The organism is Postechiella marina, from assembly GCF_039538365.1.
GTDB lineage: Bacteria > Bacteroidota > Bacteroidia > Flavobacteriales > Flavobacteriaceae > Postechiella > Postechiella marina.
The window spans coordinates 327860-354497 of sequence record NZ_BAABCA010000005.1 but is presented as its reverse complement, the minus strand read 5'-3'; the positions used below and the strand labels follow the sequence as shown (position 1 = coordinate 354497).

At 31.8% G+C, this 26638-nt stretch carries 16 protein-coding genes; 11 read left to right on the top strand and 5 right to left on the bottom strand.

Features of this window, described 5'->3' with window-relative positions; translation table 11 throughout:
• Nucleotides 1-69: 69 nt before the first annotated feature.
• The 5 genes from ABD715_RS13050 to ABD715_RS13030 all read right to left on the bottom strand — a co-directional run bounded on the left by ABD715_RS13050 (nucleotide 70) and on the right by ABD715_RS13030 (nucleotide 4685).
• The gene (locus ABD715_RS13050) at nucleotides 70-465 is read right to left on the bottom strand and encodes an acyl-CoA thioesterase (RefSeq protein WP_344788707.1); all 396 of its coding nucleotides are present in this window, start codon (nucleotides 463-465) and stop codon (nucleotides 70-72) included.
• Nucleotides 466-574: 109 nt separating this feature from the next.
• The gene (locus tag ABD715_RS13045) at nucleotides 575-1594 is read right to left on the bottom strand and encodes a UDP-glucose--hexose-1-phosphate uridylyltransferase (RefSeq protein ID WP_344788706.1); all 1020 of its coding nucleotides are present in this window, start codon (nucleotides 1592-1594) and stop codon (nucleotides 575-577) included.
• 21 nt (nucleotides 1595-1615) lie between these two features.
• Nucleotides 1616-2764, bottom strand: coding sequence for a galactokinase (galK, locus tag ABD715_RS13040; RefSeq protein ID WP_344788705.1), 1149 nt, complete (start codon nucleotides 2762-2764; stop codon nucleotides 1616-1618).
• Between the two features lie 19 nt (nucleotides 2765-2783).
• A complete protein-coding gene (locus ABD715_RS13035; protein WP_344788704.1) occupies nucleotides 2784-3668 on the bottom strand; it encodes an aldose 1-epimerase in 885 nt (294 codons plus the stop codon).
• 24 nt (nucleotides 3669-3692) lie between these two features.
• A complete protein-coding gene (locus ABD715_RS13030; RefSeq protein ID WP_344788703.1) occupies nucleotides 3693-4685 on the bottom strand; it encodes a GntR family transcriptional regulator in 993 nt (330 codons plus the stop codon).
• A gap of 236 nt (nucleotides 4686-4921) precedes the next feature.
• On the opposite strand from ABD715_RS13030, the gene ABD715_RS13025 reads away from it, so the two are divergent.
• The 11 genes from ABD715_RS13025 to ABD715_RS12975 all read left to right on the top strand — a co-directional run bounded on the left by ABD715_RS13025 (nucleotide 4922) and on the right by ABD715_RS12975 (nucleotide 26621).
• On the top strand, nucleotides 4922-6565 hold the full coding sequence (locus ABD715_RS13025) for a sodium/sugar symporter (RefSeq protein WP_344788702.1): 1644 nt from the start codon (nucleotides 4922-4924) through the stop codon (nucleotides 6563-6565).
• Nucleotides 6566-6732: 167 nt separating this feature from the next.
• Nucleotides 6733-9681: an outer membrane protein assembly factor BamB family protein gene (locus tag ABD715_RS13020; protein WP_344788701.1), complete on the top strand. Its 2949-nt coding sequence runs from the start codon at nucleotides 6733-6735 to the stop codon at nucleotides 9679-9681.
• A 6-nt stretch (nucleotides 9682-9687) separates the two neighbouring features.
• Nucleotides 9688-11286: a T9SS type A sorting domain-containing protein gene (locus ABD715_RS13015; RefSeq protein ID WP_344788700.1), complete on the top strand. Its 1599-nt coding sequence runs from the start codon at nucleotides 9688-9690 to the stop codon at nucleotides 11284-11286.
• Between the two features lie 276 nt (nucleotides 11287-11562).
• The gene (locus ABD715_RS13010; protein WP_344788699.1) at nucleotides 11563-15705 is read left to right on the top strand and encodes a hybrid sensor histidine kinase/response regulator transcription factor; all 4143 of its coding nucleotides are present in this window, start codon (nucleotides 11563-11565) and stop codon (nucleotides 15703-15705) included.
• Between the two features lie 45 nt (nucleotides 15706-15750).
• Nucleotides 15751-17199: a carbon starvation CstA family protein gene (locus tag ABD715_RS13005; protein WP_344788698.1), complete on the top strand. Its 1449-nt coding sequence runs from the start codon at nucleotides 15751-15753 to the stop codon at nucleotides 17197-17199.
• Nucleotides 17200-17440: 241 nt separating this feature from the next.
• On the top strand, nucleotides 17441-18334 hold the full coding sequence (locus ABD715_RS13000; protein WP_344788697.1) for a T9SS type A sorting domain-containing protein: 894 nt from the start codon (nucleotides 17441-17443) through the stop codon (nucleotides 18332-18334).
• A 188-nt stretch (nucleotides 18335-18522) separates the two neighbouring features.
• The gene (locus ABD715_RS12995) at nucleotides 18523-20016 is read left to right on the top strand and encodes a sulfatase-like hydrolase/transferase (protein ID WP_344788696.1); all 1494 of its coding nucleotides are present in this window, start codon (nucleotides 18523-18525) and stop codon (nucleotides 20014-20016) included.
• Between the two features lie 175 nt (nucleotides 20017-20191).
• Nucleotides 20192-21670: a sulfatase family protein gene (locus ABD715_RS12990; protein WP_344788695.1), complete on the top strand. Its 1479-nt coding sequence runs from the start codon at nucleotides 20192-20194 to the stop codon at nucleotides 21668-21670.
• Nucleotide 21671: 1 nt separating this feature from the next.
• Nucleotides 21672-23507, top strand: a complete 1836-nt coding sequence (locus tag ABD715_RS12985; RefSeq protein ID WP_344788694.1) for a right-handed parallel beta-helix repeat-containing protein — start codon at nucleotides 21672-21674, stop codon at nucleotides 23505-23507.
• 22 nt (nucleotides 23508-23529) lie between these two features.
• Nucleotides 23530-25494 carry an FAD-dependent oxidoreductase gene (locus tag ABD715_RS12980; RefSeq protein WP_344788693.1) on the top strand — a complete coding sequence of 655 codons (1965 nt, stop codon included), beginning with the start codon at nucleotides 23530-23532 and terminating at the stop codon, nucleotides 25492-25494.
• A gap of 29 nt (nucleotides 25495-25523) precedes the next feature.
• Nucleotides 25524-26621 carry a hypothetical protein gene (locus ABD715_RS12975; protein ID WP_344788692.1) on the top strand — a complete coding sequence of 366 codons (1098 nt, stop codon included), beginning with the start codon at nucleotides 25524-25526 and terminating at the stop codon, nucleotides 26619-26621.
• Nucleotides 26622-26638: the final 17 nt, after the last annotated feature.

Here is a 26638-nt window from a genome sequence, read left to right as displayed (position 1 = left end):
TTGCAAGTAAATAAATGCTTTTTAAAGTACTAAAAGCTTTACATTAAGATACTTTAACAGTAGTTTTAATTAAGAATTAACAAATAAGTTTTTTATTTCTTGTGTAATTCTGGTTGGTCTTTTTGTTTTAGAAGTTATAAAACACCATTTAGTTTCAGACTTTGCTAATAGTTTGTTTGTGGTTTTGTTAAGTATTTCTACCACACGCACACAGGTTACTCCTTCGTTTTCTGCAATGTATGTTTTAATTTGTATTAAATCGTTTAACAAAGCTTCTGCTTTATGCTCGATGTAATGGTTAATTAAAACCCAAAAATATTTACTTTGAATGGCTTCTGGAGCATTTTTTTGCCAATGTGCTTTGGCCACATTTTGTACCCATTGCACATAATGTACATTGTTTACATGATTTAAATCATCTAAATGATCTTCGGTAACTTTTAATGTGGTTTCGTATGTATTCATTAAATATAAAAAATGAGACTATCTAAAAAAAGCGCTAAAATAGGAATTTATAATGATGTAACCCTAAGTTAACCTTTTTTTAGATAATCTCATAATATTTTTTGTATAACTAAAGTTGTGCTTTAATCATTTTTACAGCAGTTTCTGCGGTAATATCACGTTGTGGAGAACCAAACATTTCGTAACCTACCATAAATTTCTTAACCGTTGCACTTCTTAAAAGTGGTGGGTAAAAACTCATATGAAAATGCCAATGGTTATTTTCGTTACCATCTGTTGGCGCTTGATGAATACCGCTAGAATAAGGAAACGATGTATTAAATAACTTATCGTAAGCTTTAGTTAAAACCGATATAGCTTCAGCATATTGTAAGGCTTCATCATCATTTAACTCTAAAATACTACGCTTTTGCTTTTTAGGTACAATCATAGCTTCAAAAGGCCATACAGCCCAAAACGGAATTAAAACAACAAAGGTTTCATTTTCAAAAATAATACGTTCTTGTTTTTCTAATTCTTGAGCTAAATAATTGCCTAAAAGACTACTTTTTGTTTTATTAAAATAATTTAATTGTTGCGTATTTTTCTTTTCAACTTCGTTTGGTAGTGTAGATTGACTCCAAATTTGACCGTGTGGATGCGGATTACTACAACCCATTACAGCACCTTTGTTTTCGAATATTTGAACATAGTTTATAGCTTTATTAGCGCCTAACTCTGTATATTCTTTTTGCCATGTAAATACAACTTTTTGAATCTCTTCTGGAGTCATATCAGCTAAACTTTTAGAGTGATCTGGGCTAAAGCAAATTACTTTACAAATACCAGTTTCGCTTTTAGCAATTAGTAAACCATCTTCAACAGAAAAAGTTTTGGAGTCTTTTTGTAGCGCTCCAAAATCGTTAGTAAACACAAATACATCTTCGTAATTAGGGTTTACTTCTCCATTAATTCTTGTGTTTCCTGGGCATAAATAGCAGTTTTCGTCGTAGCTTGGTCTTGCTTCGTTATTTACAGCTTCGTTTTGTCCTTGCCAAGGCCTTTTAGCCCTGTGAGGCGATACTAAAACCCATTCGCCTGTTAAAATATTATAGCGCTTGTGCGAGTAATCTTGTAAATCGGTGTTCATTTTGTAATTATATTGAGTGTTTTATTTGACTATATGTGTGCCTTCAGAAAGTTTTATGAAGTAAACAGAACATGCTTTATTAAATGTTTTTAAATAAGCTTCGGAAGCAGATTTACCAAAGGCTTCAGCTTGATCTTTAGATACTAAGTTAATGGTGCAACCACCAAAACCGCCACCCATCATTCTAGCTCCTAAAACATGATTGTTAGCTTTTGCTTGATCTACTAAAAAGTCTAACTCGTCGCAGCTTACTTTGTATTGATTAGATAGGCCATTATGCGAAGCAAAAATTAAAGCTCCTAAGGTTTCTAAATCATCAGCTTCCATAGCTTTAGATGCTTTAACAGCTCTTTCGTTTTCTTCTATAACATATAATGCTTTTTGGTAGTTTGCAGGTGTTACTTGGTCTTTAACAGTTTCTAAATCGGCCACAGTAGCATCGCGCAAAGCTTTAATACCTAGTAACTCAGAAATGCTTTCGCAAGCAGATCTTCTGTCGTTATAAGCACTATCAGATAAGCTATGTTTTACATTTGTATTGATTAGCATTAACTGGTGATCTTTAAAATCTATTTTATAAGGTTTAGATTCTACAGTTCTACAATCTAACAATAAGGCGTGGTTTTCTATACCAAACATACTAGCATATTGGTCCATTATACCACAGTTTACACCAACATAATTATGCTCGGCTTTTTGAGAAATAAGTATCATTTCATGCTTAGAAAGGCCAAGGTTAAACAACTCGTTTAACCCAAAAACAACGGAGTTTTCAAGAGCTGCCGATGAAGACATGCCTGCTCCTCCCGGAATATCGCCTTTAAAAACAATATTAAAATTACCAACTTCTTTATTTCTATTTTGAATTTCTGCAACAACACCAAAAACATAGTTTTCCCAACTTCCTTCTTTAGATGGTTTAAGTTTATCTAAATCGAATTCAATTTTACTATCCATATCTAAAGCATATGCTGTAGATGTGTTGTTATCACTTTTTTGAATTGCTGCAGCAATTCCTTTATCTACTGCTGCAGGAAAAACAAACCCGTCGTTATAATCTGTATGCTCTCCAATTATATTAATTCTTCCTGGCGAAAAAATAAGAATGGGTTCTGTTTTAAATGTGTCGACAAAAATGGCTTTTACATCGTTAATTAATTGTGCACTCATAATCTTTTATAGTTAGTTGTTAATCTATTTTTAAATTCCAGGTAATGGTATGTGTTTCGTTTGGTTCTAGTGTTTCTAGACCAATATTATTGTTAAAGCTATCAGATACTCCTGTTGTGGGCTCTATAGCAATCGTGTTTAATCTTGGTGGCGTGTAGGCTTGTAAAAAATTCTTTTTTCCGGTAGAACCTATTTGTAATTTATATTTAGGCGTGTTAAAAGACACGTTACCTGTATTTAAAACCCAGCAGTCGTCTAGTTGCTTATCTTCAATGTTAAATGTATTTAAAGGAGTTATATCTTCTATACCTGTAGTAATATTACGGTCTCCAATTATAAGTTTTTGAGTCGATTCCATTTTAATAACACTCTTTTTTAAATCGTCGCTAGTAAAGTAAGGATGCCAACCTAATGTAAAAGGGAAAATTTTTAAACTGGTATTTTTAACGCTTACTTTTAAATCTAAATTAGTGCGTGTTAAAGTATATTCTAGTTGAATTTTATAGGTGTATGGAAAACCTGCAGCTTCTTTATTTTCGTTATATTCTAATGTTACAGAAGCCGAATTGTTATCTGCACTTTTGTTAATTATTTTAAAGGTTTTGTTATAAACTAAACCGTGTAAGGCGTTATTTTCTTCTTTTTGATTGGCTTCAAATTGATACGTTTTTCCATTAAAGGAATAAACTCCATCTTTAATTCTATTTGCAAAAGGAAAAAGAATAGAAGAAGAGTATGTATCAGAATAATTTAATGGCGATAAATCTTGAATAATAGCATGCCCGCCTAAAGTTAATTCTTGTAAACTGGCACCAGCTTTTAAATAAATTTTTGCAAAAACACTTTTATCTAAATTCGAAATTTCTAAAGTGTTTAATTCTTGATGATGTGTTATGTTATACAATGCTACGTTTTTTTAATAGTTGTTTTACAATGAGTTTCTTATAATTAGGTTGTTAGGGTTTTCTATTTGTAGTTGTTCTTTATTTAAAATCATTTCGGCTAGGCGCTTACCCATGGCATTAAAATCTGTAGAAATGGTAGTAATTCCATTTTCTACAATTTCTTTAAGTAGGGTGTCATTATAAGATATAACACCAATATCTTTGCTTAGTTTTAATTTTTCGCGTTTCATTTTTTTTATAACACGAAGCAAGCTTTTATCATCTGGAATAATATATAAGTCGCCTACTTTTGGTGTTCTTTCTTTAAGAGCATCAATAACTTCAAAATCTAATTTGTTTTTTGTACAATACATCTCAAAACCTAATTTCATGCCAACGGGTTGCTTGGCTTCTGGCCAAATTAAAATAAGCTTATTATATTTTTTTATAAGATTTTTAGCTTTATCTAAATTGGTGTAAATATCTTTTTCAAAATTTTGATATATAGCAGGATACTGTTTTAAATCGTCGTGGACTTGATCTAAAATATAAACCTTGTCTTCTGGTAGGTTTTGAATACTGATATTAGTATTCTTTAAATTGGCAGGCATTATAATGTAATAATTATAGTCGCCTAAATTATCGTGTATTAATTTATTAAAGAGTGCATCGTTAAAATGATGGAAAAAAATATCGACTTGAATATTGTCGCCTAAGCTTTCTAAAAATGTATTGTATAGGTCTTCTTTAAACGAATTTAGCTCATCAAAAAGTAAAAATATTTTTTGTTCTACATTAACATTTTCGCTCGATACATAATAGCCTTTACCAACTACAGATTGTATAATACCTCTATTTTTTAGCTCGTTAAAAGCGGTTAAAACAGTATCTCTAGAAAGCGAATGTGTGTTTTTTATACTGTTAATAGAAGGTAAACGATCTCCCTTTTGCAATTTGCCAGAAACAATAGCATTTTCTACAGATTTTATAATCTGCTTGTACTTAGGGAGTCCTATTTCTTTTTTGATTTTTATCATAAGTTATGCCACAAATATATATAAATTTAAAACAAAAACCTACTAGACCCTACTAGTTTGTTTTTTTGTTTAAAAAAAACAAGGTTATTAAATATAAATTTCTATATTTGGGATTTTAAAATCTGAATTTAATAATAAATTAAGACTTAAACTATTTAATTTATATGTGGTTAAGGCATTTAATTATTGAATTCTGAAAAAAACAAATAAACTAACTAAACAACAAAACAAGCATTATGACAGCAGGATTTGAAATGTGGGACTATGTAGTCTTTGTCGCTTACGCCATTTTAATTTTAGGTGTAGGTTTGTGGGTATCTCGTGATAAAGATGGCCATGAAAAAAATGCCGAAGATTATTTTTTGGCAAGTAAATCGTTACCGTGGTGGGCTATTGGTACATCATTAATTGCAGCAAATATTTCTGCAGAACAATTTATTGGGATGTCTGGATCTGGATTCGCTCTAGGTTTAGCCATTGCATCTTACGAGTGGATGGCAGCATTAACATTAATAATTGTTGGTAAATACTTTTTACCAATATTTATAGAAAAAGGACTGTATACTATTCCAGAGTTTGTCGAAAAACGTTTTTCTACCAACTTAAAAACCATATTAGCTGTCTTTTGGTTAGCACTTTACATTTTTGTTAACCTAGCTTCAGTTTTATACTTAGGAGGATTAGCAATAGAAACGATTATGGGCATAGATATGATGTATGCTATTATTGGTTTGGCATTATTTGCAGCTGCTTACTCTTTATACGGTGGTTTATCTGCTGTAGCCTGGACCGATGTTATTCAGGTGGTTTTCTTGGTGTTAGGTGGTTTAGTTACTACATATTTAGCATTAAACACAGTATCTGGTGGCGAAGGTGTTTTAGCAGGATTTGCTAAAGTGGTAGAGGCTGCGCCAGAGAAATTCCATATGATTCTTGACGAGTCTAACGATAACTACGTAAACTTACCAGGTATTTGGGTGTTAGTTGGTGGTTTATGGGTAGCTAATATTTATTATTGGGGTTTCAACCAATATATTATCCAGAGAACATTAGCAGCAAAATCTTTAAAAGAATCTCAAAAAGGTATTTTATTGGCTGCATGTTTAAAATTAGTTATTCCATTAATTGTGGTTATACCAGGTATTGCTGCTTATGTAATGGTTAACGATCCAGAAATTATGGCTGGATTAGGCGAGGTTGGTATGCTAAATGTACCATCTACAGATCAAGCAGATAAAGCTTACCCTTGGTTATTACAATTTTTGCCTGTAGGACTTAAAGGTGTAGCGTTTGCAGCATTAGCAGCAGCTATTGTATCATCTTTAGCATCTATGTTAAACTCGACATCTACTATTTTTACAATGGATATTTATAAGCAATATATAGACCCTAGTGCAAATGATAAAAAGACCGTAAATGTAGGTCGTATTTCTGCTGCGGTAGCATTACTTATTGCGGTTATTGTAGCGCCTTTATTGGGAGGGATAGATCAAGCATTCCAGTTTATACAAGAATACACAGGAATTGTAAGTCCAGGTATATTAGCTGTTTTCTTATTAGGTTTATTCTGGAAAAAAACAACTAATAATGCTGCAATTTGGGGAGCTGTAGCTTCTATTCCAATTGCTTTAGCATTAAAGTTTTTACCTAAGTATGTTGAAGCGTTCGAGTTTTTAACACCTTGGATGCACCAAATGGGATTAGCAACATTATTATCTATGTTAGTTATAATTATAATAAGTAATATTGAAGGAAAAGGCGCAGACGATGCAAAAGGTATTGCATTATCTAAAGAGTTATTTAAAACAACACCGTTGTTTAATATTGGTTCTTTTGTAGTGTGTATTATTTTAGCAGTATTGTATGCTATGTTCTGGTAGACCTTTAAAATAAAATAATTTAAAAGTCCTTTTAATTGTAATAATTAAAAGGACTTTTTCTTTGCATTAGTATCAGATTTACTGTGATGGACATTTTATAAATTGACATACACTTTTTTTTTGCTTTATCCCTGTAAATTTACATTGTAAACAAGCTAATTTAAATTATGATTAAAAAAAGACTTTATAATTACGTGTCAGTTTTTGTTTGTGTAATGGTTAATGTTATTACAATAAATGCTCAAAACACAGCCAAGCAATATGGTTTCGAAAATCAAGGTGTAAGTTGGGATAAAGACGAGACTACCTACTGGAGTGTAGTAAACACAAACGTTGCAACTGGTAGTTATGCTTTACAATACGATGTGCCAAAAACTAGTGAATTTTTAGATAAGGCACTTTATAGTATAGAGACTAATCATACAATTCATAAAGTAAGAACAGCAAATTTTAATAACCAATCGCATATTATAGCAAGCTCGTACGAGGGTATTGTAATGGCTGTAGCTTTTGATGGTGGTATTTTATGGAAGAATAAGCTGTCGGGTTTTATGGTACACGACATATGGTGTGCAGATATTACAGGCGATAATAATGATGAAATTTTGATAGCAAATGCAGATGGAATTATTTATTGTTTAGATAGTAAAGGGAAAACGTTATGGCAATATCAAAAAAATGAAGTGCCTATGTACACGGTTACGGTTGTTAAAAAAGAGGGAACACCCTATATAGTTTGTGGTAGTTTAGATTTAAATGTGTACTATTTATCGGCAAATAATGGCACCTTAGTAAAAGAATTAAAATCATCTAGTTATTCTAAAGAAAAAACATGGGGAACTACTACAGCAAAAGACTTTGTGCATTATGCTAACTTTTTAAGACCAATGACAATAGATGTAGACAACGATATTTTGGTAATGCACGCTAGTAATAACCCGTCGCAAGATAGAGGCGCTATTTACCTTTTTAATACTTTAAGTGATGCCCCGATTAAAAGAATTGAAACCTCGAGTACTGCTCCAATTGGGGAGTTGAGAATTTCTGATTTTGATAACGATGGTATTAATGAAGTTTTATTAGGGTCGTCAAGCCATCAAAATAACTCTGGTATTACTCGTTTAAATTTAAAGGACGATACGCAAGAAAAGTATGGATTAAAAAAGTTAGGTTTTGGATATTCTGTGGTTCAACCCGAGTTAATTAAAGATATAAGCACAAATAAATATATGTGCTTGGTTGGCAATCAATTAGTTTTGGTTAATACTAATTTAGATACAAGTAGCGAAGAAAAGTTAAAGACTAAGTATTCGTATTACGATATGTGGAAACAGCCAGAAACAAGTAAAATTGTTTTAGCTAGTTGCCAAAGTGGAGGTAGTCAAATTCATGTTATAAATACCGAAATATCTGGATGGAAAGATGCTTATAAGGCTTTAATTCCGAAAGGTAAATTAAAAAAGATAATAAATAATACTGCGAGTATAAGATCTAATTTGACCACTTATAATAAGCCTACAAACCAAAGAGAAACTCGCGATATTTATTTTATGACCGAAAACACAAGTTCTGGTTTGGCAAAAACGACAGCAAATAATATTCGTGATAATTACAGTACACCTATGTTTTTAGGAGGAAGCCATATGGGACAAGCCGAAGATTGGAATAGGTCTACTTTAGGAAATGCTAAATACGAAGCCAAACGCGATGCTAGAAGAAACTACAATTTAACTCAACAAGGCGCTATAGATCATATTACAAAATGGTACGATGAGAAACCAGATGGCAATACAGGAATAGCTTATTGGGGAGGACACGGTAATGATCCATACATGTTTCAATTAAGTACAACCAAACAAATTCTTGATTATGCCAATGGAAAAAAGACGGTTTTAATATACCCTGAGTTAGAAGATCATTCAAATGATTTTGCTTACGTTATGAATCATTTATTTTATCCATTAGCAGAATATTCTAAAACAAAAAACACCAATATTTATGTACGTACTAAGCATAATTTTTGGCAAGGTAATGTGTATCTTCCTATGTGGAAACGTTTACTGTCTGGAGAATTTGCAGATGTTTTTGTACCGTCTATGGAAGAAACAACAGATAAGTCTATGGATATAAGTATAGCTAGTAGAGTAGGTGTGTGGGCAAGCGGATCTGTAAATAATTGGGGCACACGTACTGTACCAGACAACCCAAGTTACGATAGGTCTAGACAATTTAGCCATCAACGTTTACCAAATCACTTTTTACGCCATTTAATTTATCATATGGCAAATGGAGCTACATACATTAATAATTTTGCGATAGATCCAGATTATATGAGTATAGTCTGGGATTTAGTCGCTAAAGGTGCTTTGTTTGTGCCAAAACCAAGCGAAATTGTTAGTCTTTCTCCGGTACATTTAAGTATGTTAGAGCCAGATGAAGATTTTCTTGTAGAAGGAAGTAGCTTAAAATGGGCTACACATTATAACGAAGATTTTTTAAACAACAATTCTTTTGTGTTTAGCAGGCAGAATGCCAACTGGATGGGTGCTAAAGTAACACCATGGGATTTTTCGCGTTACGCAGGAGGAGTAAAAGATAGGCGTCAAAATTATTTGCCTACTTACTCAAACGGACTCGTTTTAATTACACCACCGCAAGCAGGTATTCATGCCGATGTAAATGCTGTTCGAGGAAATTTAAAAGATAATTTGCATCCGCTTTATAAAAATATTTTAAAAGAATACTATACAGATGGGCGTCACTACTATTCTAAAAACGGAACACAATTAGAGGCATCTAATTCGTTCTACCAAACCATAGAAGCAGATATTAAAAATGCATCTGCTTTAATTCCGTTAACTGTTACTGGCAACGTGGCTTGGGTTGTAGCGCAAACCTCGCCAACAAATTTGCGTTTAACATTAATAGATGGCGAATATTTAAATCCAAACGATAGAAAAGCTGTTGTTAAGTTTCAAACCATAACTCCAGTTTCTATAACCGATATTTTAGATGGCACAACCTATAATGTATCTAGCAAAAACGCTGTAGAAGTCGAAATACCTTGTGGGACCTTTAGATTTATAGATATTAAACTAAATGCACCTTTAAATTAATTAGCTGTGAAAAAGGCGTTTTTTAATAAAATAATTTATGGTATAATTCTTTTTTATACTTCTATAATTCATGTTTCTGCGCAAGAGTATATAAATGTATTAAATAGTGATTATTATGGTTTCGAAGTGGCTTCAGGTAACAATGGTTGGTGGATGCAACAACCAAATAATTTATCAATAGAAACTAATAAAGGTGCAAACGGATCTAGTAGGTGTTTAAAATACACCAATACTACAACTTATACCGGAAGTAAAAAGGCATTTGGAAGCACAACTATTGCAGATATGTTAATAGATTTAGAAGTTGGTGTTTACGATGTAAAAGCTATGGTTTGGGTAGAGGCTGGTGCCAATATATCTAACATAAAAGTTAATTTTAGAACATCTGGATTAAGTGATGTTAATGCTGTGTTTAATTTATCTACAATTAATACAGACCAATGGGTTGAAGTTAGTACGCAATTAAATTTAACTCATAATTTTAAAGATACCAATGTTAGAATTATGATGGATAGTAGTTATGGAGGTATAGGTACCATGTACTTTGACGATCTTCAAATTTTGGTAAAAGCGCCTCCAGCTATAGAAAAAATACCTGCTAGTTCGCAAATTTCTACCTCTGGAACAGAAAATTTAACTCTAGATAAAGGGCGCTATGCTATGAGTTTAAAAGTTTGGGTAGACCAAGAGGCGACAATTCAAAATTTTTATACTTATATAGTTGAACCTTGGGTAGCCAGTAGATGGAATATAGATGATATTGCTAAAAATGAATGGGTAACGTTAAAAACTGAAATTGTATTGGAAGACGATGCCATAGACTCAGAATTTAGAATAAAAGTGAATAATAATCCAGACTATGGTGGAGGAAAAGGACGTTTTTATATTGACGATATTTATTTGGTTAAAATAAAAGAGTCTTATGAAGAAAACGATAATTTTACCATACAAACCATAGGCGAAACATGCCAAGGAGAAAACAATGGAATAATTAAAATTAATGCCAATTACACTCAAGATTATAAAGTAGATATTGATGGTGTAAGCTATAACTTTTCTAATACCTTAAGTATAGAGAATTTAGAGCCAAACACTTATAATTTATGCATATCTGTTAATAATACTAATTTTAAAACTTGTTATGCATTGGTAATTGAAGAAGGTAGAAGCATTTCTGGAAAAATATTAAATACAAAAGCAAATACAATTTCTGTAAGTATAGATCAAGGTACAGCGCCATATATTGTAAATATAAACGATACAGAAATTTTAAGAACTAACGCCCAAAATTTTAACGTAAAAACTATTTCGGGAGGAGTTTTAAAGGTGCAATCTAGTAAAAGCTGCGAAGGGCTTTTGGTAGAACATATCGAGATTAATAATGATGTAAAGGTGTATCCTAATCCTGTAAGTCAAACTTTAATTATAGAAACACCAAAAAGTTCTAGCATAGAAATTTTTAATGTTTTGGGTAAGGCTGTCTTTTTTAAACAAAATGCACCAAATTATTATAAAATACCTGTGTCTTTAATAGTACCGGGTGTGTATATTGTTAAGGTGGTTACTGCAGAAAAAATGTTTTCTAAAAAAATAATCGTAAGGTAAATTTATAACTAGAGTTTACGCACAACAACATTTTATGTATTGTTGCGCACAACACTTTACAGTTATAATCTAACTTTACAAAGTGCTATTTTATTATAGTTACTACTTATGTTGTTCGTGTTAAAGCGCATTATTTAAAACAATAATATAAGTGTTTTGAGTTATTTTTAAGTTAGAAAAAGGCTGTTCATTTTTAAATGAATGGCTTTTTACATATCTCTTTATTTTGATATGATTTTTAATTTAACTCTGCCAATTTTATTAAATTTGATATCTATGATGCATCATATTTATAAAGTAATCTTTCTTTTTTTTTGCTTACCACTATTTTCGCAAGAGAAAGCATTAAACTACTCTCAGCAGTTAACAATTTCTGAAGGGTTAGCTCATAACGGAGTAACATCAATTTTTGAAGACTCAAAAGGTTTTATTTGGGTTGGTACATACGATGGTTTAAATAAATACGACGGATACAGTTTTAAAATATTCAAAAACACCCTAGAAGAAGATCTTTTAACAAGTAACCGAGTAAGAGATATTGAAGAAGATAAAAAAGGAAATTTATGGATTGGTACCGATGCAGGTATAACCATTCGTAATTGCTCTACAGATACTTTTAAAAAAATATATTCAGAAAAAATTAATAATACAGGCATTAGTGGTCCTGTAATTCGAAAAATAATAGTAAATAAAGACGCTAATTCTATACTTTGTATTTCGGAGCGTAAAGGGCTTTTTATTTTTAACGAAAACTACGAGTTAGAAAAACGTATTAAAATGCCTTTTACTTTAATATCTGCTGGTGTTAGTTTGTATGATGGGGTTAAAATTGATAAAAATAATTTTGTTTTTGCATCTTCTAGAGGTCTTGTTCATTATAATGATATTACAGGTAATTTCGATTTTGTTTTAAGAAATAAAACCAATGGCATTATAACAACAAACTCAATTTGCACTGTTAATAAAAACACTTTATTAGTTACTTTAAAAAGTGGAGTAGGGTTTATTTCTTTCAAAAAAGATAAATCGAATAAATTAAAATTTAAATTAAAATCTGTTCAACTTTTAGATTACGAATTTAAAAATGCAAGAGTAGATTATAAAAATAATTTATGGTTGGCTCACTTGCATAAAGGTATAAGCGTTATTCAGTCTATTAAAACGGAATTAGACAATAAAGAACTTGTTTTGGATAAAACCCTAGAACTAAATACTGCAGCACTGCGAGCTAGTTGTTTCGAAATATCTAAAAATAGTGGCTGTTGGGCAGGTACTTTTAATAAAGGGATTTATAGGTTTGATTTAAACGAAAACCCTTTTAAAAGTTTTGATGTAGGTAAGGCAAATAAATTTGGTGTTAGAACAAGTACTGTAACCTCTGTAAGTATGTACGATAAAGATTGTGTATTTGTTTCTGTAAGTAGAGGAGGCGCATCTTTATACAATACCAAAACAAAAGCGTTTGAAGATTTACCATTTAATATTTCTAATGACGAAAGGTTAAGAACATCTTCCATGTTTGTAGATTCTAACAAAAACATTTGGATTAAGTTTGTTAGCGATGGCAATTTGTATCGTGTAAAATCGGGTACTAAAACCATTAAAAAAGTAGAGTTTGAGAATGGAGAGTTAAATGTATCGGGTAACTTTCGGTGCATAACAGAAGACAAGCAAGGTAATTTGTTTTTAGGCACAGATAAAGAACTTTACAAGGTTGTTGTTAATAATAACCAAAATGTACTTAAATTCGAAAAACTCTCTAATAACCCTTTCTTTAAAGGTAAAGAGATAGCGTTATTACGTTGTGTTTATGTCGATCCGTTATACGATTTTTTATGGATAGGAGACGATGATGATGGTCTGTATAGACTAAAAATGGCGGGTAACAAACCGTTATCTAAGCTTAAAATAGACCATTATTATAAAGATGCAAGCAAGCCACTATCTATATCTAGTAATTTTGTAACTAGTATTGTGCGTTTACCTAACGAAGAGCTTTGGGTAGGTACAGAAAGAGGAGGTGTTTGTAAAGTTGTAAACAGTGACACAGAACCAGAGTTTATAGCCTTTTCAGAGAAAAAAGGACTATCTAATAATGTGGTAAAAAGTATTGTTTACGATAATGAATACAATTTATGGATATCTACCAATATCGGACTAAATAAACTAAACACAAAAGATTTTTCTATAAGAAAATTTAATAAAGAAGATGGTTTGCCTTTTGAAGATTTCTGGTACGCTGCAGATAGATTGCCTAACGGTTACATTTTTCTTTCTGGTTTAGATGGGTTTTGCTACTTTAAACCAGAAGATTTAAACGAAGCCGAAGCGTTACCAGCCATAGAGTTTGGCGATTTTAAAGTGTTTAATAAAACTATAAAACCAAACGATACACTTGGTAATAGAGTGCTGTTTAATAAACATATATCAAATAAAAGTACGGTAGATTTAAAGCACAACGAAAATGTTTTTTCGGTAGAGGTAACATCGCTTCATTTCTCCAATCCATCCAATCATCATTTAAAGTACAAGCTTTCTCCAATAGATGGTAATTATATAAATGTGCCCTCTAATCAAAAACAAATTCAGTATAACGGTTTACAACCAGGTCGTTATATATTAAGCGTAATGGCATCAAATTCCATTAACGAATGGACAGAAGCAAAAGAGTTAATTATAAATATAAAAACACCTTACTGGAAAACAGGTTGGGCCTATTTTATCTATTTTTTATTAGCCTGTTTAATTATTTATTTGGCGTTTTCTATTATTATTAAAATTCAAAAATTAAACCATAAAGTAGAAATAGAGCAGTTAGAAATTAATAATGTAAGGCATATTAATGCAGAAAAATTACGCTTTTTTTCAAATATATCGCATGATATTAAAACCCCATTAACCTTAATTTCTGGACCGGTAGATGCTCTTTTAAATCAAATTAAACCAAATTCAGAGTATAAAGAAAAACTAGAAATTGTAAAGCGACAATCTAAAAAAATATCTCAGTTAATAGATCAGGTTCACGATTTTCAACGTACAGATGCCGAGGTGTTAAAAATGAATTATACACACTTTTATTTTAATGATTTTATAGAAGAGATAATTTCAGACTTTTCTTTTATGGCATCTACCGAAGGTAAAACTCTGGAAATTAAAAGTAAGGTTGGCAATGTGTATGTATCGGCAGATAAAATATTGCTAGAAAAAGTATTTAATAACGTTTTAAATAATGCTTTTAAGTACACTAATACTGGCGATGTTATTACCGTTAATTATGGACTTGAAGATAAAGATTTACTAGTGTCTATTTCTGATACAGGAAAAGGAATAGATGCTCATGATTTACCTCATGTTTTCGAAAGGTTTTACCAAACACATAAAAAAAACAATGTTTATTCTGGAGGCTCTGGTATTGGTTTAGCTTTTTCTAAACGTTTGGTAGAAATGCATTATGGTTACATTGATATTGAAAGCGAAATAGGAATAGGCACAACCCTTAACCTTAGATTGCCAATTGTAAAAAAAACGCCAATACAAGACGAGGAATCTTTAACAGAAAAAGGACTTTTAAAAGCCGAAAAAGAGCATGAGTCTAACACCTTGTTAATTAATAACGATAATATAGACTTTGTAAAAGTAGACGAATCGTTTGCCGAATCGGTAATCTTTTATGCCGAAGATAATGTAGATATGCGTCTTTTTGTATCGCAAACATTATCTAAGTTTTTTAAAGTAAAAATTTTTAGTAATGGACAAGAGTTAATTGATGCCATGGAAGATGAATGGCCTGATATTATAATTAGCGACTTGCTAATGCCAGAACTAAATGGCCTAGAGTTATGTAAGCTTGTTAAATCGGATGTAAAAACAAGCCATATTCCTATTGTTTTACTTACCGCTTGTGCTACCAACGACGACAGGATTCAAGGCTTAAGAGATGGGGCTGATGCTTACATAAAAAAACCATTTAATATGGAGCATTTAGTAACAAGAACAGAGGCGCTATTGCTAAATAGAAAGCAATTAAGCGAGCGTTTTAAAATAGGGATTCCGTTAACTAAAGAAAACAATAAAAATAATAGAAACGACAATGCCTTTCTAGAAAAACTATATAATTTAATGTCTGATAATCTTGATAATCAAGAATTGGATATTAACGATTTAGCTAAACAATTGTATTTAAATAGAACTCATTTTTATCAAAAAGTAAAGGTGTTAACCAACCATACGCCATTCGAGTTGTTAAAAGATTTTAGGTTAAAAAAAGCAGCAGAATTTCTTGTAGAAAAACGCTTAACTGTAAACGAAGTTTTTGTTGTTACGGGTTTTAAAAGTAGATCGCACTTTAGTAAATTGTTTAAAGATAAATACAACATAACACCAGGTAAATTTGCTGCCGATAGGCATAGTAGAGTTTAGTATTATTGTGGTGATTAATAATTTAGGTACAAATAATATTTTTTTATGATTTCATTTATAATTTCCATTCTAGTTTTAGTTATCGGCTATTTTGTTTATGGTACACTTATCGAAAAAATATTCGGTATAAAAAAAGATCGAGAAACACCAGCAATAACAAAGCAGGACAATGTAGATTTTATGCCATTACCAACATGGAAAGTGTTTTTAATTCAGTTTTTAAACATAGCAGGTTTAGGGCCAATTTTTGGAGCTATTGCAGGTGCTATGTTTGGTCCGTCTGCTTTTTTATGGATTGTATTAGGAACCATTTTTGCAGGTGCAGTGCACGATTATCTATCTGGCATGTTATCGCTAAGGCACGATGGTTTAAGTATAAGCGAAATTGTTGGCGTGTATTTAGGCCCATATTTAAAACAATTTATGCGTGTTTTTACAGTGGTTCTATTAATTTTTGTAGGAACTGTTTTTCTTGTTGGTCCTGCAAAAATTATTGATGGAATGACAAATGGCTATTTGGGCTTGTGGGGTTGGGTTACTGTAATTTTATTGTATTACGTATTGTCTACTTTATTACCTATAGATAAGTTAATAAGCAAATTATATCCTGTATTTGGAGCAGCAATGTTGTTTATGGCAATTGGATTGTTCATGACTCTAATTTTTGGTGATTATCAAATACCAGAATTGATACCAGAAAATTTGGTAAATATGAAATCTAATCCAGATGAGACACCTTTGTTTCCTATTTTGTTTGTAACTATTGCTTGTGGTGCTATTTCGGGGTTTCATGCTACCCAATCGCCATTAATGTCGCGTTGTTTAAAAAATGAAAAATATGGTAAATCCGTGTTTTTTGGAGCTATGGTTACAGAGGGTATTGTAGCGCTAATTTGGGCAGCAGCTGCAATGGCTTTTTTTGATAATGTTGAAGGCTTAAACTCTATGATGGCTAAAAATGGAAACAATGCTGCGTGGGCTGCAAACGAGATTTCTTTAAACATGTTAGGTGCTTTTGGAGGTGTTCTTGCTGTTTTGGGTATAGTTGCAGCTCCAATAACGTCTGGAGATACCGCATTTCGTTCTGCACGATTAATAGTGTCAGATATTTTTAAGTACGATCAAAAGAAAATAACAAAGAGATTATATATAAGTCTTCCATTATTTGCTATAGCTTTTGTTTTAACTCAAATAGATTTTGCTATTATTTGGAGGTATTTTGCATGGAGTAATCAAACATTAGCAACCGTTGTTTTATGGATGCTTACTGCATATCTTATTTTAGAAAAAAAGCTGTATTGGGTTACTCTTATTCCTGCTATTTTTATGACTATGGTTTGTAGTACGTATATTTTAATTGCACCAGAAGGTTTTAAAATGGAGCATAACATGGCATATATTTTAGGAGCAGTTGTTACTTTTCTTATTACCTTAATATTTTGGCTCTTTATAATTAAGAAGAAAACTAAAAAAGCGATTACAACCACATCTTAATTTTTTAAAATATTTATTTCTAGAGTTTTACGTTTTTTTTTAAATTGTGTATTAAACGTATTATTTTCTCGCTTTTGTACACCATATGTCACTTGGTAAACTGTGTCTTGCTTTACACAGGTGCACATTTTGTTTATTAGTAAACACACCAAAACTTATAGATATTAATTTCTTTGTTTTAAATCTTAATTTGAAGCTTAACTAGCTTCATTATTAACTATAACCATTAAAACTAAGAATTATGAAAACATCTTTACTTAAAAAATTAATAACTTTAATAACATGTCTAGCTGTTGGTTATTGCAACGCACAAATAACAGGGTTCGACTCTTCTGCATATGGTTTTGAATACGATACGGGATATGAAGCAACTCCAGGAGATATGGGAGTACTTTATGCTGGCGGAAGTTCTACAGGAAATATAGTTGAAGCTTGGACACAGGTAGCAGGTTTCGAACAGTCTACAGATTTTACACATAACGGAAGTAGCTATAGTATGAAAGCAAATTACGATTCTAACACTGCTGGAGACTTAGGTACCGTAAAAGCAAAACTTCAAACATATAGGTCTAATGTAAATAAAGAAGGGAATTTTGATATAGTAACAGGAACATATGTTTTATCTGTTTGGTTTTATATTACAGGCACGCCATCTGGTAATGCTAAATTTACAGCTCAAAAGGGTGGAAGTGTTCCAGCTAATAAGTTTAATGAAGCAGCTAATTTTGATTTAAGTACTGTTACTGCAGGTGTGTGGACACAAATGCAAACAGAAATTACAATAACAACAGCAGATGGAACAGAGGCGTGGAGTACTATTAATATATCAACTGTACCTTCTACAGATTGTGTTATTTACATGGATGATTTTACTATAACACAAGGTACGCTAAGTGCTCAAAAAGCAAAGGATATAAAGTTTTTAGTTTACCCAAATCCATCAACTAACAATATAAACATTACATCAAGCGAAGCTATTCAGTCTTATAAAATATTAGACATTCTAGGAAAAACTGTTGCGTCTCAAAAATATAATAAAGATGCTATTGATATTTCATCTTTAACTAAAGGAGTATACGTATTACAATTGGCATCAAAAAATGGTATTTTTTCAAAAAGAATAGTAAAAAAATAATTTTTTAAACATCATTTAAAAAGGCTTCTTTAATGTAACGATTAAAGGAGTTTTTTTGTTAGTATAGTTTTTGTGTATACCAATTGAGACACGAACGCACAAATCTTGAATTTAAGAAGACATTAGTATACTAGCGTTATTTTAATTTGGCAGAAGTGAAAAAATGTATGTGTTTAAAAATTATGAATATGAAAAATATAATTTCTCTTTTAATAGTATGGCTAACGTTATACTCTAGCTATGCACAGTCTGCAAAGCCTAATTTAATTGTTATTCAAACCGATGAGCACAATTTTAGAACATTAGGGTGTTATCGCGATTTAATGGAAGATAATCAAGCTTTTATGTGGGGCAAACAAGCAGTTGTAGAAACCCCTTTTATAGATTCTATAGCGCAAAATGGAGCAATTTGTACCAATTATTATGCTACTTCGCCTGTTTGTACACCTTCAAGAGCCTCATTTGTTTCTGGGTTGTATCCATATGCAACAGGAGCAGATAAAAATGATAATCCGCTTAAAGACGAAATAGTAACCTTTGGAGAAGTGTTAAGGCGAGAAGGTTATGCCACATCTTACGTAGGCAAGTGGCATTTAGAAGGACGATCTAAAGAAGATTTAGCAAACGATAAAAAGAGTAAAATATGTCATATCCCAGAGCGTAATTTTGGTTTTACAGATAATAGATATATGATTAATAATGGCCATTCGCCATACATAAGAACTTTAAAAGATGGATCGTTAAGGTTTGTAAATAAAATTAAAGTAGCAATCGATAGTAGCGGTAAAGCAGGAAATTTACAATACGTAACAGATTTTTTAACCGATAAGAGTTTAGAAATTTTAGAACGCGATAAAAAGCAACCATTTTGCTTAATGTTATCTATTCCAGATCCACATACGCCAAATGTAACGCGCGAACCTTATACGTCTATGTATAAAGATATGGCTTTTAATATACCCGAAACTATGCGATTAATTACCGAAATTAAACGCCCAAAATTTGGTTCTCCTAAAAATAAAAATGAAGCCAAAGAGTTTGATGTTAATTATATGCGTGGCTATTTTGGAATGGTTAAATGTATAGACGATAATGTAGGACGTATTCTTAAGTTTTTAAAAGATAATAAACTTGAAGAAAACACGATTGTTGTATTTACATCCGACCATGGCGATATGCTTTTCGAGCATAAACGAAGAAACAAAAGTGTGCCTTACGAAGCAGCAGCAAAAATACCTTTTGTAATTAAATATCCTGCAAAAATACCAGCCAAAAAGGTAGTAAGTAAGGCCTATACCACAGCCGATTTTGCACCAACAATTTTAAATTTAATGGATGCGCCAAGTATACCTAATTTACATGGTATGAATGATAGTGAAGTTTTTAAAAGTGATAAAAAAGAAATTGTTTCAAACAGAATAGTTTATACCAGAAGCCCGGGAGGTTTTATCGTTTCTGCAATTTCTAACACCCATAAACTTGTTGTGTCTAAAAGCGAAGCTCCTTGGTTGTTCGATTTGGTTAAAGATCCAGACGAGTTGTATAACATGTATTCTAAAAAAGGGTATGAGAAAATTAAAGATAAAATGGTTTCAGAATTAAAATCTCAACTAGAAGTTTTTAAAGAGCCTGGCTTAAAAAATGGATCGGGTTATATTTTTAAAAAAAAAATAAACAATTAGGTAAAACTTGATAAGTGCTTCTTGCATATAGGTAATAAACGCACGATGTTTATTGATTTGTTTATCTTTATTTACGGTATAATTTTTTTTGGATTGATACATACACTATTTGTATTGATAGGCACACAGAATTTATATTGTTAGACTAAGTTTACAATACAAATCACACTTTTTTATGAAAGACTATTTTAAAATTTTAAAGTCAACATGTTTATTTGTCGGTTTTGCATTAATGTTTTTTACTTCGTGTGAAGAAAAACAGAATGCTAAAACAGAGCAATTAAAATCATCTCCAAATATTATATTATTTGTAGCAGACGATCATGGTACAGATGCTTTAGGTTGTTATGGAAACCCAGTTATAAAAACACCAAATTTAGATAAATTAGCATCAGAAGGTGTTATGTTTACAAATGCGTATTGCACCAGTGCAAGTTGCGCAGCAAGCAGGTCTGTAATTCTTTCTGGTCTGTATGGACATGCTACAGGATCTTATGGACATGTGCACGATTATCATCACTTTAGTACGTTTGATGGTGTAAAATCTTTATCTAATAGATTGTCTGAAGCAGGATATTTAACAGCCAGAATAGGTAAATACCATGTTGCTCCAGAAAAAGTATATCTTTTTGATGAGGTTTTAGAGGCAGACCCAAGAAATACAGTAGAAATGGCAGATGCCTCAAAAAATGTTTTAAATTCAGATAAACCATTCTTTTTATATTTCTGTACAGACGATCCGCATCGTGGTCACCCATTTAAACCTGAGACTTGGGATATTCCAAATACATTTGGAAATAAAGTTGGCGGATATAAAGATGTAAATCAAGTGGTATACAATCCAGACAATGTTATTGTTCCAGATTTTTTACCAGATAACAAACAATCTAGAGAAGAAATTGCGCAATATTATCAAAGTATATCTAGAATAGATCAAGGTTTTGGTAAATTAATGAGTCATTTAAAAGATGCAGGCAAGTTATATAATACCATTGTTTTTTACATATCTGATAACGGAATGGCTTTTCCAGGAGCTAAAACAACTGTTTACGAACCAGGAATTAAATTGCCATGTATTATAAAAGACCCTACAAAGGGTAAAAAAGGATCTGTAAATCATGCTAAAATTTCGTGGGTAGATTTAACACCAACCATTTTAGAAATGGCAGAGGTAAGCTATAACCCAAAAGACTTTCACGGTAAATCATTTAATACTATTATAGATAACGAACCCAATCAAGGTTGGGACCAAATATATGCATCGCATACCTTTCACGAAATAACCATGTATTACCCAATGCGTGTATCTATCGATAAAAATTACAAACTAATCTGGAATATTGCTTACCGTTTAGATTATCCTTTTGCTTCAGATTTGTGGGCAGCATCAACATGGCAAAGTATTTATAAAAATGATATTGAATACTACGGAAAACGTAAGGTGAAAGACTACATGTTTCATCCAGAATTTGAGTTGTTTGATTTAGATAAAGATCCAGGAGAATTAAATAATCTTGCAACAAACGCAAATTTTGAAGCAGTTTTGGAAAACATGAAAAAGAAAATGAAAGCTTTTCAATTAAAAACAAAAGACCCTTGGTTAATTATGTGGGACCACGATAATTCGTTACAAGGTACGGGAGTAGATTTATAAAATGATAAAAATACAAATGATTTCAACTAAAATAAAATTTTCGATAGAGGTTATTCTTTGCGCTTTTTTTATGGCTTTTACAGCAAACGCAAAAGAGGTTATAGAAATAAAGCATGCAGAAGGAGATATGACTTCTAGGGTTAGACATGCTATTAAAAACGCAAAAGATAAAGATATTCAATTGGTGTTCCAAAAAGGTATTTATACCTTCAAGGGAGATTATGCAATTGGCAAGTATCTTTATATTACTAATCATGGAAACGGATTTAAAAAGATAATTTTTAATCTTGAAGGTTTTAACTCTGTCGAAATTAACGGGCAAGGTTCAGAGTTTATTTTTCATGGCGCATTAGCTCCTTTTGTATTCGAAGATTGTAATAATATTAGTGTTACTAACTTAACAATAGATTGGGATATTCCATTTGCCTTTCAAGGCGATGTTATGGCGGTTAATAAAAAGGAAAGCTACATAGATATAAAACCTTATACAGATGGTTTTTCGTGGGAATTAAAGAAAGGAAAAATTGTTTTTCCTGCCATAGATGGTTTTGAGTACGCCAATTTAGGGAGCACACTACCGCATAATAAAGAGACAAAGGCTGTAGACTTTGGTGCTTGGGATATGCATTTAGAACCAAACTATGTTGAGAAAATTAAAGGTGGACAATTGCGTCTTCATCAAAAATCTATTAGACATTTTCCAAGAGTAGGTTCGGTTTTAAACTCAAAAGGAAATAGAGAATTAGATAGATATGCACCTGCTTTTTTAACAAGAAGATCTAAAAATGTACTTTTTGATAATGTTACTATTCATCATGCATTAGGTATGGGCTTTTTGTTTGAAAGAACAGATGGTATTAATATTTTAAATTCGGGAGTTTATATTAGAGAAGGATCTAATAGAATGATTTCTGCTACTGCTGATGCTACACACTTTGCAAACTGTAAAGGCAATATACTTATAGAAAATTGTAGAATAGAAGGTATGTATGATGATGGAACTAATGTGCACGGAACTTATGTAGAGGTCGATAAAATTTTAGCGAAAAACAAAGTTCGTGTGGCGCTTAAACACTTCGAGCAAATGGGCTTTGAGTTTGCAGGAAAAGGAGACGAAATTTGGTTTATTAAAAATCCTAACCCGCAAAGAGCTTCAGAAGGTGTTATTAAAGCAGTGAATGTTATTAACGAAAAGTATATAGATTTAACATTAGAAGCTAATTTACCATCAGATTTAAAACCGGGAGATATTCTTGAAAATAAAACATGGAATCCTGTTTTTACAATGCGCGGAAACACTATTAGAGATCATAGAGCAAGAAACATCATAATAAAAACACCAAAAAAGATTGTTATAGAAAACAACGACTTATCATCTATGATGTCTTCAATTATGCTAAGGGGCGAAACGTTTTTTTGGTTCGAATCTGGAAATGTAGAAGATGTATTAATTAGAAATAATCGCTTTACGCATTGTGCTTATGGAGGTGCAGAACATGCCATTTTAAAAGTATCTCCTAGATTAGGAAAATCTTTTAACCAAACAGAATTATACGATAGAAACATTGTGTTTGAAAATAATACCATTGAAACCTTTGATAATAGAATTATTTGGGCAGATAGGCTCGATGGTTTAATAGTAAGAGGAAATACAATTAAACAAACTTTTACAGAAAAACAACAGTATCCAGACGCTTATATGTTCGATTTAATTAATTGCAAGAACGTAGAAATTTATAAAAACAAATACGAAGGTAATTGCGAAAAAGTATTGAAAGCAGACAAGGTGTCAAAACAAACCTTAACGTTTAAAAAGAACAAAGGGTTTAAAAAATAGGGACTTTAATAAATAACTTAAAATGCAAAGAAGAAATTTTTTAAAAAATGCGGCAGGAGTTACGGTAGCAGCAGCAGTATTGCCATTATCGTGCAAATCTGCAGATGGTGTTATAGAAAAAGGAATTGAGGTAGGAGTAGAAGGAGCTTCTAATAATGGAGGCGAAGACCAGTGGCACCAGTTAGGTACAGGACAAAAAGTACCACACCCAGTTAGAAAAAAGATTGAAGAATTTGATGTTGTTGTTATTGGTGCAGGTATGGCAGGTATACCTGCAGCAGTAGCATCTGCTAGAAATGGAGCTAAAACAGTTTTAGTAAACGACCGCCCGGTATTAGGAGGGAATGCTTCAAGTGAAATTAGAGTTACTGTAAATGGCGTAAACCGATTATCCACAGGTTTGGCAGAACGAGAAACTGGTATTGTTGAAGAGTTACTTCTAGAAAATAGATTATATAATGCCCAAGAGTCTTATCCTATGTGGGATCATGTGGTTTACGACTATGTAACTAGAGAACCTAATTTAACGGTTATGGTTAACACATCGGCTATGGATGCCGAAATGGATGGTGATAAAATTATATCTGCTCGTTGTTGGCAATCTACCACCGAAACAGAATTTATATTTAAAGCAGATGTTTTTATAGATTGTTCTGGAGACGGGTTAATGGCAGCAAAAGCTGGAGCGCTCTATAGAACAGGTAGAGAAGGAAAAGTAGAATTTAACGAAAAATACGCTCCAGATGAAGCAGATGGTTGGCAAATGGGAGCTTCTATTTTAATGCAAGGCAGAGATTATGGTAGGCCAATGCCTTATACGCCACCGTCGTTTATGATTCCTTATAACGGGGACAATACAAAGCATAGAAAAATTAATAACTTTATTGATGGGTATTGGTGGGTAGAACTAGGTAGCGATTTTGATATTATAGATGTACAAGATGTAAACCGACATAAATTAATGGGCTATGCCCATGGTGTATGGAATTATATTAAAAATTCTGGTAAATTTCCAGAATCTGAGAATTTTGCGATAGACTGGATTGGTTCTTTTCCTGGGAGAAGAGAATCGCGTCGTTTTATAGGCGATCATGTATTATCTGAAAAAGATTTAACAGAGCATAGGCATTTTGACGATGCCATTGGTTATGGCGGTTGGTCTCTAGATGAGCATAATCCAGGAGGTATTGAAGACTTATCTAATGAACCTAGCTTTTTTCATCAAAAATTTAAAACAGTATACCAAGTACCTTTCCGAAGCTTATATTCTAAAAATATTTCTAACTTAATGTTTGCAGGTAGAAATGCAAGTTTAACTCATATTGCATTGTCTTCTACAAGAATTCAAGGTACATGTGCTTTAATGGGGCAAGCTGTAGGAACTGCAGCTACAATTTGTGTAAAGAAAGGAATTACACCAAGAGAAGTAGCCAAGAATCATATAAAAGAATTGCAGGAGCAATTAATGAGAGACGATGTTTATATTCCTAAAGTAAAGGCTAACGATCCAAAAGATTTAGCTAAAAAGGCAAGTCATATTTTTGGTTCATCAACCCAATCAGGTAATGCTAATAACCTTATTAATGGTATTTCTAGAGATATAGATGGTGAAATTAACCATTGGCAATCAGATGGGTTAAATGCTCAATTACAAATGGAATGGGATACACCTATAAAAATTTCTAGAATAGAGATTAAGTGCGACACTAATTTGCATAAAAACATAACCATGCGTAAGCAGCCTCTATCAGAATGGCTAAAAAAGAGTCATATAGATACGGTACCGCCAGAATTAATGAAAAATTTAGATGTAGAAGTGCGAGTTGGCGGAACTTGGAAAAAAGTAGGAGAGAAAACTAATAATATAGCACGTTTAATTAAATTTAATTTCGATCAAGAAAAGATAACGGCGCTAAGAATTAATTTAAAAGAAACTTACGGACACCCAAATGCTAAGTTGTTTGAAGTGCGTTGTTACGAATCGTGAATTTAAGTTTAAAAATCATATCATTTTTATTGTTTAGCTCTATTACATTAATAGAGCTAAATGGTTCTATGTGGTCTACATTTATTTTAAAAGACATAACACATAAGGTTAATATAACACATCCAGGAATTGGTAATTCTGAAACTTTAGAATATGCATTAGTAGAAGTTGAGGAAGAAAATAAGGAAACATACTTTTATATGGATGTAGAGTCTGTTGTTTGTGGTTCTAAGGAATGTAGAGTAGATATAGTAAGACTATTTTGGGATGAACTGGGGCAATTTTTAAAGTTAGAAATGCAAAACGACGCCGAGTTAGAAAAAAATGAGGGAATTTTGTTTACAAGTGACGATTACCTTAAACTCGATAATATTTTAAAAGATGTTAACTCTCCACTTCAAAATTTTTATAAAGACGAGTTAGTTAACAATTCTCATGCTAATGCAGCCGATGCTTACTCTGGAGCAACTGTTGTTATAGATAATAATGCTATTGTAGAAGGAGCTGTTTGGACCTGTTATACACTTTGGCATTGGGCAAATGGAGATGTTGTTAAACATATTATAAATATTTCAGCAAAAAAATATACTAAAGAAAAAATATTAGAACTTCTCATGTCTTCTGCTGTAGAATATAGAACTTTTGCTTTAGAGCAATGTATTAAGAACAAATGGTTAGACACAAAAACTATAAACGCTGTTATAAACCTACCTTTTAATTCTAAAAAAGAAATTCAATCGGTTTTATTGTACATAGAAAATATTAATGTTAACCATTATTATGTATCAATTAACAAGCTTTATAATATTTACAATAACGACGAAAAAGTATTACTATTAAACGCATTATTAAATACTAAACAGCCTTTGTCTCAGTCATTTTTAGAGCGCTTTAGTACACATCTTTTAAAAGAAGAGGCTTATCAAAACATAGATTTAATACTTAGGTTGTTTTCTCGTAAAAAAACACACTCATTACAAATCCATTCTAATGTTTTACGACTGTTAGAAAATAAAGATTTTTTAATTTCTAGAAACGCCTATTACTTTTTAAAAAATCAGAATTTAGATGCAAACAGTATTATGAAGATGACACAATACGAAGAAAAGCACAAATCAAAAATTTAACTTTTAGAAAAAAAAAC